The 15,777-nt window shown below is 66.5% G+C and carries 13 protein-coding genes; 8 read left to right on the top strand and 5 right to left on the bottom strand.

All coding sequences use genetic code 11. From position 1 onward, the window contains the following. Positions 1–6 precede the first annotated feature (6 nt). The gene (locus VSR34_RS12210; protein WP_028211875.1) at positions 7–1,047 is read right to left on the bottom strand and encodes a serine/threonine protein kinase; all 1,041 of its coding nucleotides are present in this window, start codon (positions 1,045–1,047) and stop codon (positions 7–9) included. A gap of 123 nt (positions 1,048–1,170) precedes the next feature. After that, positions 1,171–1,383 (bottom strand): hypothetical protein, encoded by a 213-nt coding sequence (locus tag VSR34_RS12205; RefSeq protein ID WP_028211876.1) that lies wholly within the window; start codon positions 1,381–1,383, stop codon positions 1,171–1,173. A 545-nt stretch (positions 1,384–1,928) separates the two neighbouring features. Between VSR34_RS12205 and VSR34_RS12200 the strand changes: the two genes are divergently transcribed. The 5 genes from VSR34_RS12200 to VSR34_RS12180 all read left to right on the top strand — a co-directional run bounded on the left by VSR34_RS12200 (position 1,929) and on the right by VSR34_RS12180 (position 9,863). After that, a complete protein-coding gene (locus VSR34_RS12200; RefSeq protein ID WP_342962574.1) occupies positions 1,929–5,111 on the top strand; it encodes an efflux RND transporter permease subunit in 3,183 nt (1,060 codons plus the stop codon). Positions 5,112–5,121: 10 nt separating this feature from the next. After that, positions 5,122–6,381, top strand: coding sequence for an efflux RND transporter periplasmic adaptor subunit (locus VSR34_RS12195; RefSeq protein ID WP_342962573.1), 1,260 nt, complete (start codon positions 5,122–5,124; stop codon positions 6,379–6,381). Then, on the top strand, positions 6,381–7,937 hold the full coding sequence (locus VSR34_RS12190; RefSeq protein ID WP_342962610.1) for an efflux transporter outer membrane subunit: 1,557 nt from the start codon (positions 6,381–6,383) through the stop codon (positions 7,935–7,937). The genes VSR34_RS12195 and VSR34_RS12190 overlap by 1 nt, the downstream gene beginning before the upstream one ends. A gap of 166 nt (positions 7,938–8,103) precedes the next feature. Beyond that, positions 8,104–9,345, top strand: coding sequence for an MFS transporter (locus VSR34_RS12185; RefSeq protein ID WP_036018939.1), 1,242 nt, complete (start codon positions 8,104–8,106; stop codon positions 9,343–9,345). Between the two features lie 332 nt (positions 9,346–9,677). After that, positions 9,678–9,863 (top strand): hypothetical protein, encoded by a 186-nt coding sequence (locus VSR34_RS12180; RefSeq protein WP_028211880.1) that lies wholly within the window; start codon positions 9,678–9,680, stop codon positions 9,861–9,863. A gap of 192 nt (positions 9,864–10,055) precedes the next feature. On the opposite strand, the gene mgrA is transcribed toward VSR34_RS12180, so the two are convergent. Then, positions 10,056–11,099, bottom strand: coding sequence for an L-glyceraldehyde 3-phosphate reductase (gene mgrA / locus VSR34_RS12175; protein WP_028211881.1), 1,044 nt, complete (start codon positions 11,097–11,099; stop codon positions 10,056–10,058). A 219-nt stretch (positions 11,100–11,318) separates the two neighbouring features. On the opposite strand from mgrA, the gene VSR34_RS12170 reads away from it, so the two are divergent. Continuing rightward, entirely contained in the window at positions 11,319–11,525 is a 207-nt protein-coding gene (locus tag VSR34_RS12170; protein ID WP_028211882.1) for a DUF3185 family protein, read from the top strand. 53 nt (positions 11,526–11,578) lie between these two features. Here VSR34_RS12170 and VSR34_RS12165 read toward each other — a convergent pair whose 3' ends face one another. Beyond that, positions 11,579–12,340, bottom strand: a complete 762-nt coding sequence (locus VSR34_RS12165) for a phytanoyl-CoA dioxygenase family protein (protein ID WP_342962572.1) — start codon at positions 12,338–12,340, stop codon at positions 11,579–11,581. Positions 12,341–12,893: 553 nt separating this feature from the next. Here VSR34_RS12165 and VSR34_RS12160 point away from each other — a divergent pair. Next, entirely contained in the window at positions 12,894–13,262 is a 369-nt protein-coding gene (locus VSR34_RS12160; protein ID WP_028211884.1) for a hypothetical protein, read from the top strand. A gap of 126 nt (positions 13,263–13,388) precedes the next feature. Here the strand turns inward: VSR34_RS12160 and metK are convergent, their stop codons facing one another. After that, positions 13,389–14,576, bottom strand: a complete 1,188-nt coding sequence (metK, locus tag VSR34_RS12155) for a methionine adenosyltransferase (RefSeq protein WP_028211885.1) — start codon at positions 14,574–14,576, stop codon at positions 13,389–13,391. Between the two features lie 180 nt (positions 14,577–14,756). Here metK and VSR34_RS12150 point away from each other — a divergent pair, with 180 nt between their 5' ends. Beyond that, on the top strand, positions 14,757–15,737 hold the full coding sequence (locus tag VSR34_RS12150) for a lipid A biosynthesis lauroyl acyltransferase (protein ID WP_342962609.1): 981 nt from the start codon (positions 14,757–14,759) through the stop codon (positions 15,735–15,737). The last annotated feature ends 40 nt before the right edge of the window (positions 15,738–15,777 follow it).

The raw sequence follows: 15,777 nt of genomic DNA, 5'->3' as shown, positions 1-15,777 counted from the left end.
CGGCGTTCATACGGGCCAGAGCGGCCCTTCCTGCATTGCGCCGATCTGCTCGCGCAGTTCGAGAATGCGTTCTTCCCAGTAGCGCTGCGTGTTGAACCACGGAAAGGCCGCCGGAAACGCGGGATCGTGCCAGCGGCGCGCGAGCCAGGCCGAGTAGTGAATGAGGCGCAGCGTGCGCAGCGCTTCGACCAGATGCAGTTCGCGCGGCTCGAAATCGCAGAAGTCCTCATAACCGGCGAGCAGATCCGCGAGCGCGCGCGAGGCGCCAGCGCGATCGCCGGGCAGCAGCAGCCACAAATCCTGGATAGCGGGACCCATGCGGCTGTCGTCGAAGTCCACGAAATGCGGGCCGGCATCGGTCCAGAGCACGTTGCTCGGATGACAGTCGCCGTGCAGGCGCAGCGAGCGAACGTCGCCCGCGCGCTCGAACGCCGCTTCCACGCCTTCGAGCGCGAGCGTCACCGCGGTCTGCCACGCTTCGCGCACGTCCGCCGGCACGAAGCCATGTTCGAGCAGGTAGGTGCGCGGCTCGTAGCCGTAGGTCTCGATGTCGAGCGTCGGCCGCGCGCGATAGGGCTCGGTCGCGCCCACGGCGTGAATGCGCCCGATGAAGCGCCCGAGCCATTCGAGCGTGTCGCTGCGGTCGAGGTCGGGCGCGCGGCCGCCGCGCCGCTCGAAAAGCGAGAAGCGAAAGCCGTCGTATTCGTGCAGCGTGCGCCCTTCGAAAACGAGCGCGGGCACCGCGGGAATCTCGCGCGCGGCCAGTTCGGCAACGAATGCGTGCTCTTCGAGAATCGCCTCGTCGCTCCAGCGCTCGGGACGATAGAACTTGGCGACGAGCGGCGGGCCATCTTCCAGGCCCACCTGGTAGACGCGGTTCTCGTAACTGTTGAGCGCGAGCATGCGGCCGTCGGTGCGGCGGTTGGCCGGCATCAGCACGGCGTCGACCGCGTCGAGCACGCACTCGGGTGTCAGGCGCGCGTAGGGCGCGCCCTGCTGGTCGCCGGGGCCGGTGGGCTCGCCCGGTAAAGAGGGATCGTGATTCATACCCGCAATTGTGCCTCTTGCGGGCGGAGCCGGCGAGCGCGGCGCGCACAACCGGCGCAGCGCTGATGCGACGAGACGCGGCGCGCCTCGTCAGCGTGTTTGCGCGTGGCGCGGGGCCTCGGCTCAGTGAATTTGCGCGCCGGCGGGCATGACGTGCTCGCCCGTATCGATCAGATCTTCCAGAAAAAAGGGCTCGGTGTTGAGTTGTGCCGACGACCCGGGCTCCCCGGCATACCAGGTCACCATCGCCATGTCGCCGAGAATGCGCATCACGATGCCGCGCGCGCCTTGTGGCACGGCGATATGAACGGAACGGACGATAGAACCGATTTGCATGATGTTTCCCCGTTACCTCGCTACCTACGCCGGCTCTCTCGAAGAAAGACCGGTCGGCATGCTGACTAAAAAGACCGACGCGCACTGGTTGCGCGCGCATCCAAACCCCGCCTCGGGCGACCCGGTCTCTGCGCGCACGAGGCACGGCCGGACCCTTGGCATCCCCATTGTTGCCTGTTTGAGCGCGCACGCAAAGCGAAAAAATAGGGGGGTGTATCAACGACTGCAGCGGCGCTGCACCCCGCGCCGCCCTTCTCGCTCAGGTTTGCCCGCGCGCCTTACGAAAGGCTGTCTGTAACAGATGGTAAACCCGGCGCTTCGCGCGCTTGCCAGGGCAGTCCCTGAAAAAGTACGCTGATGCACGGTGACAGGCGCTATAGTCCTGTCCGAACCGGGCACCATCCATGCTGCGGCGCAGCCGGGGCACAGACCTCACGCGCGCCCACACGCGCCGGTCATGATACCGATAACCGAAACGCTCGCCCCTCCGGCCCGACCCGCCTCGCGAGCCACACTCCGACACCAGCTAAGGAACCTGCCGTTCCATGTGGATCGTTCGACTCGCGCTCAAGCGCCCGTACACGTTCGTCGTGCTCGCGTTGCTGCTCTTGATCGTCGGGCCACTGACGATCTTGCGCACGCCCACGGACATTTTCCCGAACATCGACATTCCGGTGCTTTCGGTGATCTGGACCTACACGGGGCTGCCCGCCGACGAGATGGAAAAGCGTATCGTGCTCAACTACGAGCGCGGCCTTTCGGTGGCCGTGAACGATATCGAGCACACCGAATCCACTTCGCTCAACGGCATTGCGGTCGTCAAGATCTTCTTCCAGCCGCATGCCAATATCCAGGAAGCGCTCGCCGAGGTCACGGCGCTTTCGCAGGCGCAGTTGCGCTCGCTGCCGCCCGGCATTCAGCCGCCGTTCATCCTGCGCTACAACGCCTCGACGGTGCCGATCCTGCGCCTGTCGCTTTCCTCGCCGCAGCTCACCGAGCAGGAGCTGTTCGACTACGGCAACAACTTCCTGAAGACGCAGCTCGCGACCGTGCCGGGCGCATCCGCACCGCTGCCCTATGGGGGCAAGCAGCGGCAGATCATGGTCGACATCGACCAGCGCGCGCTGCAGCAGCACAATCTCTCGCCCATGGACGTGGTGAATGCGATCAGCGCGCAGAACCTCATCCTGCCCTCGGGCACGGCAAAAATCGGCGCGACCGAATATTCAGTGACGATGAATGCAAGCCCCGATAGCCTGGGGGGCCTGAATGACATTCCCGTGAAAACCACGGACAGCGGCACGATCTACATCCGTGACGTCGCGCACGTGCGCGACGGCTACGTGCCGCAGACCAACATCGTGCGCGTGGACGGGCAGCGCGCCTCGCTCCTCACCATCAACAAGAGCGGCAACACGTCGACGCTCGAAATCGTCGATCGCATCAAGGACATGATGCCGGCGCTGCGCAACCTCGTGCCGCCGTCGCTCAATATCGACCCGGTCGCGGACCAGTCGCTGTTCGTGCGCGCCTCCGTGCAAGGCGTGCTGCGCGAGGCGCTCATCGCGGCCGCGCTCACGGCGCTCATGATCCTGCTCTTTCTGGGCAACTGGCGCGCCACGCTCATCATCGCGATCTCGATTCCGCTTTCGATGATCACGTCGGTCATCGTGCTCGCGGCGCTTGGCGAAACCATCAACATCATGACGCTGGGCGGCCTCGCGTTGGCGGTCGGCATTCTCGTTGACGACGCAACGGTCGCCATCGAGAACATCAGCCAGCAGCTGGAACAGGGCAAGACGCTCGAGCAGGCGATTCTCGACGGCGCGCATCAGATCGCGATTCCCACGCTCGTCTCGACGCTCTCCATCTGCATCGTGTTCGTGCCGATGTTCCTGCTCACGGGCGTGGCGCACTATCTGTTCATCCCGCTAGCGGAGGCCGTGGTGTTCGCGATGCTGGCGTCGTACTTCTTCTCGCGAACGCTCGTGCCTACGCTCGCGAAGTACCTGATGCGCCATCATCACAAGGCCGCCGACCTGCATCACACGCATGGCGCGACGCGCAATCCGTTCATGCGCATTCACCTCGCGTTCGAGCGCGGCTTCGAGGGGCTGCGCGAGCGCTATCGCGTGTTTCTCGAAGCGCGCGTGACGCATCCCGTTTGGTTCGTCGTGGCGTTTCTCGCTTGCTGCGGCGCCTCGCTGCTGCTGATGCCGTTCCTCGGGCGCGACTTCTTTCCGCAGGTCGACGCCGGCACCATCGCGCTGCACGTGCGCGCGAAAACCGGCATGCGCGTGGAAGAAACCGCCGTGCTCGTCGACCGGATCGACCAGCGCGTTCGCGAGCTGATCCCGCGCGGCGAGCTGCATTCGATCATCGACAACATCGGCCTGCCGGTCTCGGGCATCAATCTCTCGTACAGCAACACGGGCACCATCGGCACCTCCGACGCCGACGTGCTGATTTCGCTGAACGAGGACCATCACGCCACCGCGGGTTACGTGCGCCTTTTGCGCCGCACGCTCAACGACGAATTCCCGGGCGTCCAGTTCGCCTTCCTGCCCGCCGACATCGTGAGCCAGACGCTGAACTTCGGCATGCCCTCGCCCATCGACGTGCAGATCGTGGGCCGCGACGTGGCCGGCAACCGCGCGTTCGCGGCGAAGCTGCTTGCGCGGCTGCGCGGCGTGCCCGGTTTCACCGATGCGCGCATCCAGCAGCCCGCGGACCTTCCGCGCATCTTCATCGACGTGGACCGCACGCGCGCGCAGCAGGCGGGCTTCACGCAGAAGGACGTGGCGAGCGACCTGCTCATCACGCTCTCGGGCAGCCAGCAGACCACGCCCACGTTCTGGCTCAATCCGGTCAACGGGGTGAGCTACAACGTCGTGACCGAAGCGCCGCAATACACGATCGATTCGCTGCAGTCGCTCGCCAACATTCCGCTCACCGCGAACGGCCGCAGCAACATTCTCGGCTCGCTCGCGAGCATGCAGCGCGTTTCGAGTAACGCCGTCATCACGCACTACAACGCGCAGACCACGGTCGACATCTACGGCACCGCAGACGGTCGCGACCTCGGCGCCGTGTCCGACGACATCGCGAAGATCGTCGACGCAACGCGCAGCGAACTGCCGAAGACATCGAGCATCGTGCTGCGCGGCCAGGTGCAGACGATGAACGATTCGTTCTCCGGACTATTCGGCGGGCTCGTATTCGCGATCGTGCTCGTGTATCTGCTGATCGTCGTGAACTTCCAGTCGTGGCTCGATCCGTTCATCATCATCACCGCGCTGCCGGGCGCGCTCGCGGGTATCGTCTGGATGCTGTTCCTCACGCACACCACGCTTTCCATTCCCGCGCTCACGGGCGCGATCATGTGTATCGGCATCGCCACGGCCAATTCCATTCTCGTCATCAGCTTCGCGCGCGAGCAGTTGCGCCTGCACGGCGACGCGGCGCGCGCCGCGATCGAAGCGGGCTACACACGCTTTCGGCCGGTGCTCATGACGGCGCTCGCCATGGTGATCGGCATGGTGCCGATGGCGATCGGCCTTGGCGAAGGCGGCGAGCAGAACGCGCCGCTCGGGCGCGCCGTGATCGGCGGCCTAGCGGTGGGCACGCTCGCCACGCTGATCTTCGTACCCGTGGTGTTCTCGCTCATCTACCGCAAGCTCGGCGAGCGCCGCCAGCGCGCCAGTGAGAACGTGGTGCCCAAATCATGACTACCCTCTCATGACGAATCATTCGCAAACGCCTTCGCCGCACGAGCCGCACCCGGCCCCACGCCGATTGCGCCGCTGGCCGATCGTGCTCGGCGCGCTCATCGTGCTGGGGCTCGCGGCGCAGGGCATCTGGTCGCGCCATAGCGCGCATGCCGCACTCGAACGCGACGCGAAGACCGCCAGCGCGCCCGCCGTGCAGGTGGTCACGCCGCAGCGCTCGGCGCGCGCGCTCGACCTCGTGCTGCCAGGCAACGTGCAGGCGTTTCTCGACACGCCGATCTACGCGCGCACCAGCGGCTATCTGCGCAAGTGGTACTTCGACATCGGCGCGCACGTGAAGGCGGGCCAGCTCCTCGCCGAAATCGACGCGCCCGAAGTGGACGACCAGCTACGCGCGGCGCGCGCCGACCTCGCCAACGCCGAAGCGAACTACGCGCTCGCCAAAACGACGGCCGACCGCTGGACGCAGATGCTGCAAACGCGCTCCGTGGCGAAACAGGACGCTGACGAAAAAGTCGGCGACATGCTCGCCAAGAAGGCGACGCTCGAATCCGCGCGCTTCAACGTCTCGCGGCTCTCGCAACTGCAGTCGTACGAGCGCGTGACGGCACCGTTTGACGGCATCGTCACGGCGCGCAACGTGGACGTCGGCGCGCTCATCGACGCAGGCAATGGCGGCACCTCGCAAAAGGAGTTGTTCCATCTCGCGCAGGCCGACCGGCTGCGTGTCTACGCCAACGTGCCGCAGGCTTACGCGCAGCAGATCCGCGTGCAGCAGCACGCGTATCTCACGCTCAATGAAGCGCAGGGCAAGCGCTTTGCGGGCGTCGTCGCGCGCACGGCGGGCGCGGTCGATCAGCAGCAGCGGACGATGCTCGTCGAAGTCGATGTCGACAACCGCAGCGGCGAGTTGCTGCCCGGCGCGTACGCGCAGGTGCATTTCGCGCTCGACGGCTCGGCCACGCCGATCACGTTGCCCGGCAACACCTTCCTGTTCCGCCCCGATGGCGTCGTGGTGGCGACCGTCGATGGGCAAGACCGCGTGAAGCTCGTGAAGGTCACGCTCGGCACCGATTTCGGCACGCGCGTCGCGGTGGTAGCGGGCCTCTCTGGCGACGAGCGCGTGATCATCAATCCGCAGGACGCGATCGTGGAAGGCACGCCGGTGCGCATCGTGCAGCCGCGCGGCGCGCATGAGGCCGGCGCGGCGCATGGTGCGAGCGGCGCGCATGGCGCGCACGGTACAAGCGCACAGGCGCAGGGTGAATGATGACGGCCGCCCGCGCCCGACTTCTCGCGTTCACCGCGCTCGCCGCGTTAGCAGCGCTCGGCGGCTGCACGGTCGGGCCCGACTACGTGCGCCCTGCGATGCCGGTGGCCGCGACATTCAAGGAACTCGAGGGCACGGGCTGGACGATCGCACAGCCCGCCGACAACGCACCGCGCGGCGCGTGGTGGACGATCTACGAGGACGCGACGCTCGACGCGCTCGTGACCCAGGTCGAAGGCGCGAACCAGAACGTGCAGGCCGCTCAGGCGCACTTTCGCGCGGCGCGCGCGAACGTCGCGCAGCAGCGCTCGGGCTTCTTTCCGCTCGTGACGGCGAGCGGCGACTTCTCGCGCTACCGCACCTCCGAAAACCTCGCATTCACGTCGAAAGCGGGACGCACGATCAACGATTACTCTCTGCGCATCGACGCGACATGGGAGCCGGACATCTGGGGCCGCGTCGCGCGCAGCGTCGAGGCCGCCCGCGCCAACGCGCAGGCGAGCGCCGCCGACATGCAGGCGGTGCTGCTCTCCATGCAGGCCGAACTCGCGACCGACTACTTCGAGCTGCGCGGCATCGACCGCGAACGCCAGTTGCTCGACGACACGATCAAGGCGTACCGCGAATCGCTCGAACTCACGCAGAACCGCTACGCGGGGGGCATCGCGACCGACGCCGACGTGGGCCAGGCGCAAACGCAACTGCAGACCACCGAGGCGCAGGCCATCGATCTCGGCGTGCAGCGCGCACAGCTCGAGCATGCGATTGCGATCCTCGTCGGGCAGTCGCCGTCGACGTTCTCGCTGCCGGCTGCACCGAAAGCGGACTACACGGTGCGCGCGATTGCAAGCCCGCCGGGCCTTCCCTCGACCTTGCTGGAGCGGCGTCCCGACATCGCAGCCGCCGAGCGGCGCATTGCGGCAGCGAACGCGCAGGTGGGCGTGGCGACGGCGGCGTTCTTCCCGAGCCTCATGCTCGCGGTGACGGGCGGACTCGAGGCGACCAACTTCAGCCAATGGCTCGTTGCGCCCGCACGCTTCTGGTCGCTGGGGCCGACGCTTGCGGGCACGCTGCTCGATTTCGGCGGCCGCGAGTCGGTGCGCGACGAGGCGCGCGCCCAATACGACGCGAGCGTCGCGCAGTACCGGGAGACCGTGCTCGACGCCTTCGGCGAGGTCGAGGACAACCTCGCCGCGCTGCGCGTGCTGGAGCAGGAGGCGGCCGCCCAGGACCGCGCGGTGGAGGCCGCACAGCGCACGCTCGCGACCATCAGCAATCGCTACCGCAGCGGCGCGATCACCTACCTCGACGTCGTGGTCGCGCAAACCACGGCGCTCACCAACGAGCGCCAGGCCGTGGCGATTTCGCGGCGGCGCATGGCGGCGAGCGTCGCGCTCGTGAAGGCGCTGGGCGGCGGCTGGACCGCGGCCGATTTGCCCGGCGATGCCGCGCTCCTCCATCCGCAGAATGCGCAGAAGGCGCAGCCCGCGAGCGCCGCCAGCGCGCCGGGCGCCGCTCGCGGCGCGCAGTCGGCTGCCTCGCCCGCGCCGGGTTGATCGGCCGCGTCTACCTCGACGCGAGCGCGGCTTGCCTCGCTCGTGCAGCCCTCACCGACACACATCACGTATCAGGGGTATCGTTGCGCCTTTGCACTATCCGCGCCTTGCGTGGGACCGGAGCTAGCGCTGAAGCGTTCGCTCCGCATCGACAGGAGTCGTCGTCGTGACTGCAACATCGGCCACCACGCGCAATGGCGCGCGCGCCGCCGTTCCGTATATCGAACGAGGCACCCGCGAATTCTGGCGCGCGAGCCTCGCACTGCTCTTCGCGGGCTACGCCACGTTTTCGCTTCTCTACTGCGTGCAGCCGCTCCTGCCCGCGTTCTCCGAGACGTTCGGCGTAAGCCCCGCGCAGAGCAGCCTCTCCCTCTCGTTCACCACGGCCGCGCTCGCCATCGCGATTTTCGTCGCGGGTTTCGTCTCCGAAGGCTGGAGCCGGCGCGGCATGATGACCGCCTCGCTGTGCGCCTCGTCGCTGCTCACGCTCGCCTCGGCCTTCGTGCCGCACTGGCATCAGTTGCTCGTGCTGCGCACGCTCGAAGGCATCGCGCTTGGCGGCGTGCCGGCGGTGGCGATGGCCTGGCTCGCCGAGGAAATGCATCCGGACGGGCTCGGCCTTTCGATGGGCCTCTATGTGGGCGGCACGGCCATTGGCGGCATGGCGGGGCGCGTGATCACGGGGATCCTCACGGATCTGTTCGGCTGGCGCGCGGCGGTCGCCGTGATCGGCGTGCTCGGGCTGCTCTCCACCCTCGCGTTCCGCTCGCTCCTGCCGCCCTCGCGCCACTTCATGCCCAAGCGCGGCCTAGGCTTCGCGCATCACCGCGCGGCGCTGCTGCGCCACTTCGCGCGGCCGGGCCTGCCCATGCTGTTCGCCATGGGATTCGTGCTCATGGGCAGCTTCGTGACACTCTATAACTACATCGGCTACCGGCTGATTGCCCCGCCTTATCACATGAGCCAGGCAGCCATCGGCGCGATTTTTCTCGTCTATCTGACAGGCGTGGTCGCCTCGCCGTGGTCGGGCCGCATGGCCGACACTTTCGGGCGCGGCCGCGTGCTGATCGCGAGTCTCGCGGTGATGCTCACGGGCGTGGTGCTCACGCTGTTCGCGCCGCTCACCGCCATTGCCGCAGGGATCGCCTGCCTCACCATCGGCTTTTTCGCGGGCCACGCGGTGGCGAGCGGCTGGGTAGGCCGGCTCGCGCGCGAAGCGAAGGGCCAGGCCGCCGCGGTCTACCTGCTCGCCTATTACCTCGGCTCGAGTGTGATGGGGTCGATCGGCGGTCATTTCTGGGCCGCGGCCGGCTGGGGCGGGGTGGCCGGGCTCGTGATCGTTCTGCTGGTCGCAGGACTTGCGCTTGCGATGAAGCTGCGCGCGCGCGAGCGCGCCGGAGCGGCCTGAAGGGGCGTGCGCCACCGCACTCGAAAGGCATCCGTAATATTCAGACAACTCGCGCTTCGAGCGCTGCGTGCATGGCAGCGCTACGGGGCGCCGCCTCAGGCGGGCCTTGGCGGCGGGGCACGCGCCTCACGGGGCAGCCAGGCGGCCCATGCGCGCGCCGCTTGGCTCGCCGTCCTCACCTATACTCGATTTGAGGCCCGAGGCCGCAGCGCATGCCGTCCGCATGACGACCCGGACGACAACCATTGCGAGCCTTTGTCGCACCTACGATAGCTCTGCATGGGACCAGACTAAGCGCTATAGCGCTAACGCTGGTCGAAAAGGAGACGAGCATGGAAGGTTATTTCACGATCGGCGATTTCGTGATGATCATCCCGATGGCCCTCGCTGGCGCGCTCTTTCTTGGCGCGGTGCCGTGCGCGACGGAGTTCAGACACAACACGCTGCGTGTGATCGGCGCGCTGCTCGGTGTGCTCGCTGCAGTGGCGCTCGTCGAGACGCTGCCTGCGCTGATGTAGCGGATTTTCTTCGCACCTTCCGTTCGACGCGCGCCGCGGCTGGCTAGCCGCCGGCGCGAAGCGGCGTCCTGGCGTTTCGGCGCGCGGCAAAGGAAGTACCAGGCGTCGTGTTGGACGAGGAAAAAAAAACCGCCTCGCAAGGAGGCGGTTTCGTCGCTCGATCGGGTCGTGCGCGAGACAGAAGCACTCCGCTCAGATGGCCTGATCCGTAGACGGCTTCTCCCACAGATTCACGCCGCCTTCGGTCGCATAGCGGTCGATCTCCGCGAGCTCTTCCTTCGAGAACTCGAGGTTCTTCAGCGCGGCGACGTTCTCGCGCACCTGCTCCGCACGGCTCGCGCCGATCAGCGCCGAGGTCACGCGGCCGCCGCGCAGCGTCCAGGCGATCGCCATCTGCGCGAGGCTCTGGCCGCGGCGCAGTGCGAGGTCGTTGAGCTTGCGCACGTGCTCGAGGTTCGTCGCGCTCAGGTGCTCGCTCTTGAGCGAGCCGCCGCCCGGACGGTTCACGCGCGCATCCTCGGGCACGCCGTTCAGGTACTTGTTCGTGAGCACGCCCTGCGCGAGCGGCGTGAACGCAATGCTGCCCGTGCCGAGGTCGTCGAGCGTGTCGAGCAGTTCCTCCTCGACCCAGCGATTGAGCATGTTGTACGACGGCTGGTGAATGAGCAGCGGCACTTTGTGCTCGGCGAGCAGCGCGGCCATTTCGCGCGTCTTCCCGGGCGAATACGACGAGATGCCCACGTAGAGCGCCTTGCCCTGCTGCACGGCCGTGGCGAGCGCGCCCGCCGTTTCCTCGAGCGGCGTATCCACGTCGAAGCGGTGCGAATAGAAGATGTCGACGTAATCGAGACCCATGCGCTGCAGACTCTGGTCGAGGCTCGCGAGCACATACTTGCGCGAGCCGCCGCCCTGGCCGTACGGGCCCGGCCACATGTCCCAGCCGGCCTTCGAGGAGATCAGCAGTTCGTCGCGGTACGGACGGAAATCGTCCTTGAAAATGCGGCCGAAATTGGTTTCGGCGCTGCCGTACGGCGGCCCGTAATTGTTCGCGAGGTCGAAGTGCGTGATGCCGAGATCGAACGCGGTGCGCAGGATGTCGCGCTGGGTCGAGATCGGCGTGGTGTCGCCGAAGTTGTGCCACAGACCGAGCGAGAGGGCGGGCAGCTTGAGCCCCGATTTGCCGCAAAAGCGGTACTGCATTTCCGAATAGCGTTCTGAGGCTGCTTCGTAGGCCATGGTCTGGATCCTCGGCAAAAACGGGTAGTAAGCGAAGGGGCGCGCGGCGCGCCGCCCCCCGGCGAGGCAGCTATGTTAGCCAATCCGCTCGGCTTGCGCAGATGCCCACTATGCGGGAAATGCTGTGGCAAGTCGCGTGCCGCAGGAAGAAGACACATCCTGGACGCGCTGCGGCCGCTCGCCTACACTGCGACGTCCATCCTTTGCGAGAGGTTGCTCATGGCCAAAGCGGTTTCGATCGCGCTCATCGCCTGCGGCGTCGTCCTGCTGTACTTCGGCGGCCAGTCGCTTCATTCATTCGCGAACGACATGTCGCGCCTCTTCACGGGCGCGCCCACGAACCGCACGATCCTGCTGATCGGAGGCGGCGTGGCCGCCACGCTCGCGGGCATCACCGGGCTTGCGATGTCGGGGCGGCGGCGCTAGGCCTTCACGCAGCCGCGCACGAGCAAGCCGCCCGGGGCCAACCCCGCTTCGACTCAGAGCTTCACTTCGGGCTTCGACGCCGACCGCGTGCCCGGCAGCGGCACATTGCTCGCGCCGTGATAGGTGTACACGAGCGAAAACTTCACCGTGTCGCTCTGGTTCTGCCCCGCCGAATGCAGCGTGTTGCAGTGGAAAAACACGACGTCGCCGGCGGCGAGCGTCGGTGAGATGGCGCGGTCGATCCACGCCTTGTTCTGCGGCAGGTCCGCGCGGAAGAACTTCGCGGCGTCGAAGCATTCCGACGTGAACGGCGCTTCGTGAGAACCGGGCACGAACCACAGTCCGCCGTTTTCCTCCGTCTCGGGTCCGAGCGCGAGCCAGACCGACACGAGGTCGTCGCGCTCGAACGACCAGTAGCGCACGTCGCGATGCCAGCCCGTGAGACTGCCGTAGTGCGGGTGCTTCGTCATCATGCAGTTATGATGCGCGCGCGAAAGGACCGGCTCCTCGCCGAAATACAGCTCCATCCACCCCGCGATTTCCGGCGACGTCGCCCATTCGCGAAACAGGGCATGGCGCGAGTAGGCGTCGAGCAGGCGCCGCACCGTATGGCCTCCGGGTGCCTCCTTCGACTCGGGCGCGCCGGGATAGCGCAAATCGGCTTCGAATTCGAGTGGCGCGGCAGCCGCGTGCAACTGCTCCTCGCCCACCCGCTTGATCGCCTCGCAGCGCTCGGGTGAGACGAGCCCCGGCACGACCACGAAGCCGCGTTCGCGTAGCGCCTGCACCTGTTCTTTCTTTGAATGGACTGACATGGGACTTCCGTTATGCGATCTCGATACGGGCAAGGGCCGCAGCCTGTGTTCGTGGCGCTGTGCGTCGCGACCTTCGATGACACCGCTGCGGCGTCCTGCCGACGTATCGATTGTAAAGCGTGGCGGCACGGGGGGAAGCGCCACGCCGCCGCGCACGGTGGCTCCATGCGAAGAGGTCTCACCGCGCGTCTCACGGCGCGTCTCACTGCGCACGCGAATGGCGCGCACGCACCGCCATGAGGACAAAGGGTGCGATCGTCTGCATCAAAGACGCGCGGGGGCGGGTATTAACCGACTTTTTGACGTCACGATTCGCGTGTAGCCTTTCGCGCATGCTGTTGCCATTCGCCCAATTCACCGCGCGGACGGATCGCCGTGAACCCCTTGTCCCACAAGGCGCTCAAAGAGAAGAATCCGTCACGTGGCGTCCCGCGCTGCGTCCTGCGGCCCGTCTCCTGTCCACCCATATCGTGACGCCCTGGCAGACAGGCACGTTTGCTGCTCTTTGTTCAGCGTCGCGCAAGGCGCACTCCGAACCGATTTCGCAACCGCCATGCATACCCTTTTCGATTCCCAACGCATGACCCACGCCGCTCACACAGTCCTCAAAGCGGCCCGCCCTGCCCGCCGCCACGTCGTGCGGGCACTGCGCCATCACGCGGCCCGCACGCGCGCGCTTGGCACAACGGTGCGCGAGGCAAAGCCCGTCGACAGCATGCGCACCTGGTTCCATTCGTTCTTCGCCGTGCTGCGCATGCGCGCGGGCACGCGCCACTTCTCGCTGCGCACCCTCCTCTATCGCCCGAATGCGCCGCTGCGCACGCTCGCCGCGCCCGCCACGGTCCACACGGCGCGCAACTCGCGCAAGCCGCGCCGCATGGGCGCGACCAGCGCGGGCTGGTTCGGCTTCGCGATGCGCTAAAGCCTGCCCGTTTCGCGCACGGCGCGGCGCCCAGACGAAAAACCCCGCAAGGGCTTACGCCCTGCGGGGTTTTTCTTCGCGCTCACGGGCGTTGCCGCCAGCCAGCGCGATGCGGGGTTGCGAGGCTCAGGCCACCGCGCTCACCGGCTCCGTGCCGGCGGCTTCGGCCAGCGCGAGCGCGCGGTCGGTCGCTTCCCACGAGAATTCCGGCTCTTCGCGGCCGAAGTGGCCGTAAGCAGCGGTCTTCTCGTAGACCGGGCGCAGCAGGTCGAGCATCTGGATGATGCCCTTCGGACGCAGATCGAAGTGCTCGCGCACGAGCTTCGTGATGGTCGCGTCCGAAACCTTGCCGGTGCCGAACGTGTTGACCATGACCGAGGTGGGCTGGGCCACGCCGATCGCGTACGAGACCTGGATCAGGCAGCGCGACGCGAGACCGGCGGCCACGATGTTCTTCGCGACGTAACGGCCGGCGTACGCGGCCGAGCGGTCGACCTTCGACGGGTCCTTGCCCGAGAACGCACCGCCGCCGTGCGGGGCGGCGCCGCCGTACGTATCGACGATGATCTTGCGGCCCGTGAGACCGCAATCGCCCTGCGGGCCGCCGATCACGAAGCGACCGGTCGGGTTCACGAGGAACTTGATCTCGCCCTTGATGAGCTCGGACGGCAGCACCGGCTTGATGACCTCTTCGATCACGGCTTCGCGCAGCGTGCCGAGGTCGATGTCGGGCGAGTGCTGCGTGGAGAGCACGACGGTGTCGATGGCGTGCGGCTTGCCGTCGACGTAGCGGATCGTGACCTGCGACTTCGCGTCCGGGCGCAGCCAGGGCAGACGGCCGTCGCGGCGCAGGTTCGACTGGCGCTCGACCAGACGGTGCGAAAGGTGGATCGGCAGCGGCATCAGCTCGGGCGTTTCGTCGCACGCATAACCGAACATCAGGCCCTGGTCGCCGGCGCCCTGGTCGAGGTTGTTGTCGTGTGCGCGGTCCACGCCCTGGGCGATGTCCGGCGACTGCTTGTCGTAGGCGACGAGCACCGCGCAGCCGCGGTAGTCGATGCCGTAGTCGGTGTTGTCGTAGCCGATGCGCTTGATGGTGTCGCGCGCGACCTGGATGTAGTCGACGTTCGCGGTCGTGGTGATCTCACCGGCGAGCACGACGAGACCCGTGTTGCACAGCGTTTCCGCGGCAACGCGCGAGTACTTGTCTTGCGTCAGGATGGCGTCGAGGATCGCGTCCGAGATCTGGTCGGCGACCTTGTCGGGATGGCCTTCGGAGACGGATTCGGAAGTGAAGAAATAATCGTTTGCCACGTGTCAGGCTCCTGTAGCTGGTGACGGTTGAATTTCACGTAGCCAGCTTCGGGAGCATTGAAGCGGCGACGCTTTAGCGGAATTGCTGCCCGGCTGCAGTCATAGCCCCGTTCATTGAACGGGTTTTGACCGACACCCGGCTTCGCCCCGCAAGTTGTCTATTAACTCGGCGAAGCCCGTATTATAGCGACTTCCTTAAATTGTCGCAGAGTACCCACGCGTGCCGTTCGTCGCCTTCTCCACACTTCGCAAGTCTCGCAGCGGAGCCGCCGCATGCTAGGCAAACTCGGCTCCCGTTTCGCCATCGGCTTGCTCAAGCTGTTCGCGATCCTGCCCTATGGTTTCGTCGCGCGTCTGGGCGACGGTCTGGGCTGGCTGCTCTACCAGATCCCGAGCCGCCGCAAGCGCGTCGTTCATACCAACCTGCGCCTTTGCTTCCCCGAATGGAGCGACGAAAAGCGCGAGGAAGTCGCGGGCCTGCACTTCCGCCACGCGATTCGCAGCTACATGGAGCGCAGCGTGCAATGGTTCGCCTCGGCGAAGAAGCTCGAAAAAATCGTCGAACTCGACAGCGAGATCGATCTCACCGATCCCGACTTGCCGCCCACGCTGTTCCTCGGGCTGCATTTCGTGGGCATCGAGGCAGGCTCGATGTTCCTCAACTACTCGCTGCACCGGCCGTGCGGCTCGCTCTACCAGCCGTTCTCGAACCCCGAGTTCGAAGCCGCGGCCAAGGCGGGCCGCAGCCGTTTCGGCGCGGAGATGGTGAGCCGCGCGGACAGCGCGCGCGCCGTGCTGCGCTGGCTGCGCGACCGCAAGCCCGTCATGCTCGGCGCCGACATGGATTACGGCATGCGCAACTCCACGTTCGTGCCCTTCTTCGGCGTGCCCGCGTGTACGCTCACGGCCGTGGCGCGTCTTGCGAAAGTCGGTCATGCCCAGGTCGTGCCGTTCATCGGTGAGGTGTTGCCCAATTACAAGGGTTATCGGCTGAAAGTCTTCAAACCTTGGGAAAACTATCCGACCGGCGACGACGACCTCGACGCGCGTCGCATGAACGAATTCCTCGAAGAGCAGATTCCGCGCATTCCCGAGCAGTATTACTGGGTGCACAAGCGCTTCAAGACGCGGCCGCCCGGCGAGCCGGGCGTGTACAGCTAGAGGTGGCTCACGCGCCCAACACGACTGCCGAGGCCCGGGT

Origin of the sequence: Paraburkholderia sp. JHI2823 (assembly GCF_038900695.1) — a bacterium.
GTDB classification, from domain to species: Bacteria; Pseudomonadota; Gammaproteobacteria; order Burkholderiales; family Burkholderiaceae; genus Paraburkholderia; species Paraburkholderia mimosarum.
Note: the sequence above shows the minus strand (reverse complement) of the source record. Positions and strands in the feature narration are given on the sequence as shown.

Excerpts from the sequence above, each read along its gene's own strand:
- VSR34_RS12170 (WP_028211882.1), top strand. The coding sequence starts at position 11,319 with ATGGCCAAAGCGGTTTCGATCGCGCTCATCGCCTGCGGCGTCGTCCTG.
- VSR34_RS12160 (WP_028211884.1), top strand. The coding sequence starts at position 12,894 with ATGCATACCCTTTTCGATTCCCAACGCATGACCCACGCCGCTCACACA.
- VSR34_RS12180 (WP_028211880.1), top strand. The coding sequence starts at position 9,678 with ATGGAAGGTTATTTCACGATCGGCGATTTCGTGATGATCATCCCGATG.
- VSR34_RS12165 (WP_342962572.1), bottom strand. The coding sequence starts at position 12,340 with ATGTCAGTCCATTCAAAGAAAGAACAGGTGCAGGCGCTACGCGAACGC.
- VSR34_RS12200 (WP_342962574.1), top strand. The coding sequence starts at position 1,929 with ATGTGGATCGTTCGACTCGCGCTCAAGCGCCCGTACACGTTCGTCGTG.
- VSR34_RS12195 (WP_342962573.1), top strand. The coding sequence starts at position 5,122 with ATGACGAATCATTCGCAAACGCCTTCGCCGCACGAGCCGCACCCGGCC.
- VSR34_RS12205 (WP_028211876.1), bottom strand. The coding sequence starts at position 1,383 with ATGCAAATCGGTTCTATCGTCCGTTCCGTTCATATCGCCGTGCCACAA.
- VSR34_RS12210 (WP_028211875.1), bottom strand. The coding sequence starts at position 1,047 with ATGAATCACGATCCCTCTTTACCGGGCGAGCCCACCGGCCCCGGCGAC.
- mgrA (WP_028211881.1), bottom strand. The coding sequence starts at position 11,099 with ATGGCCTACGAAGCAGCCTCAGAACGCTATTCGGAAATGCAGTACCGC.
- VSR34_RS12190 (WP_342962610.1), top strand. The coding sequence starts at position 6,381 with ATGACGGCCGCCCGCGCCCGACTTCTCGCGTTCACCGCGCTCGCCGCG.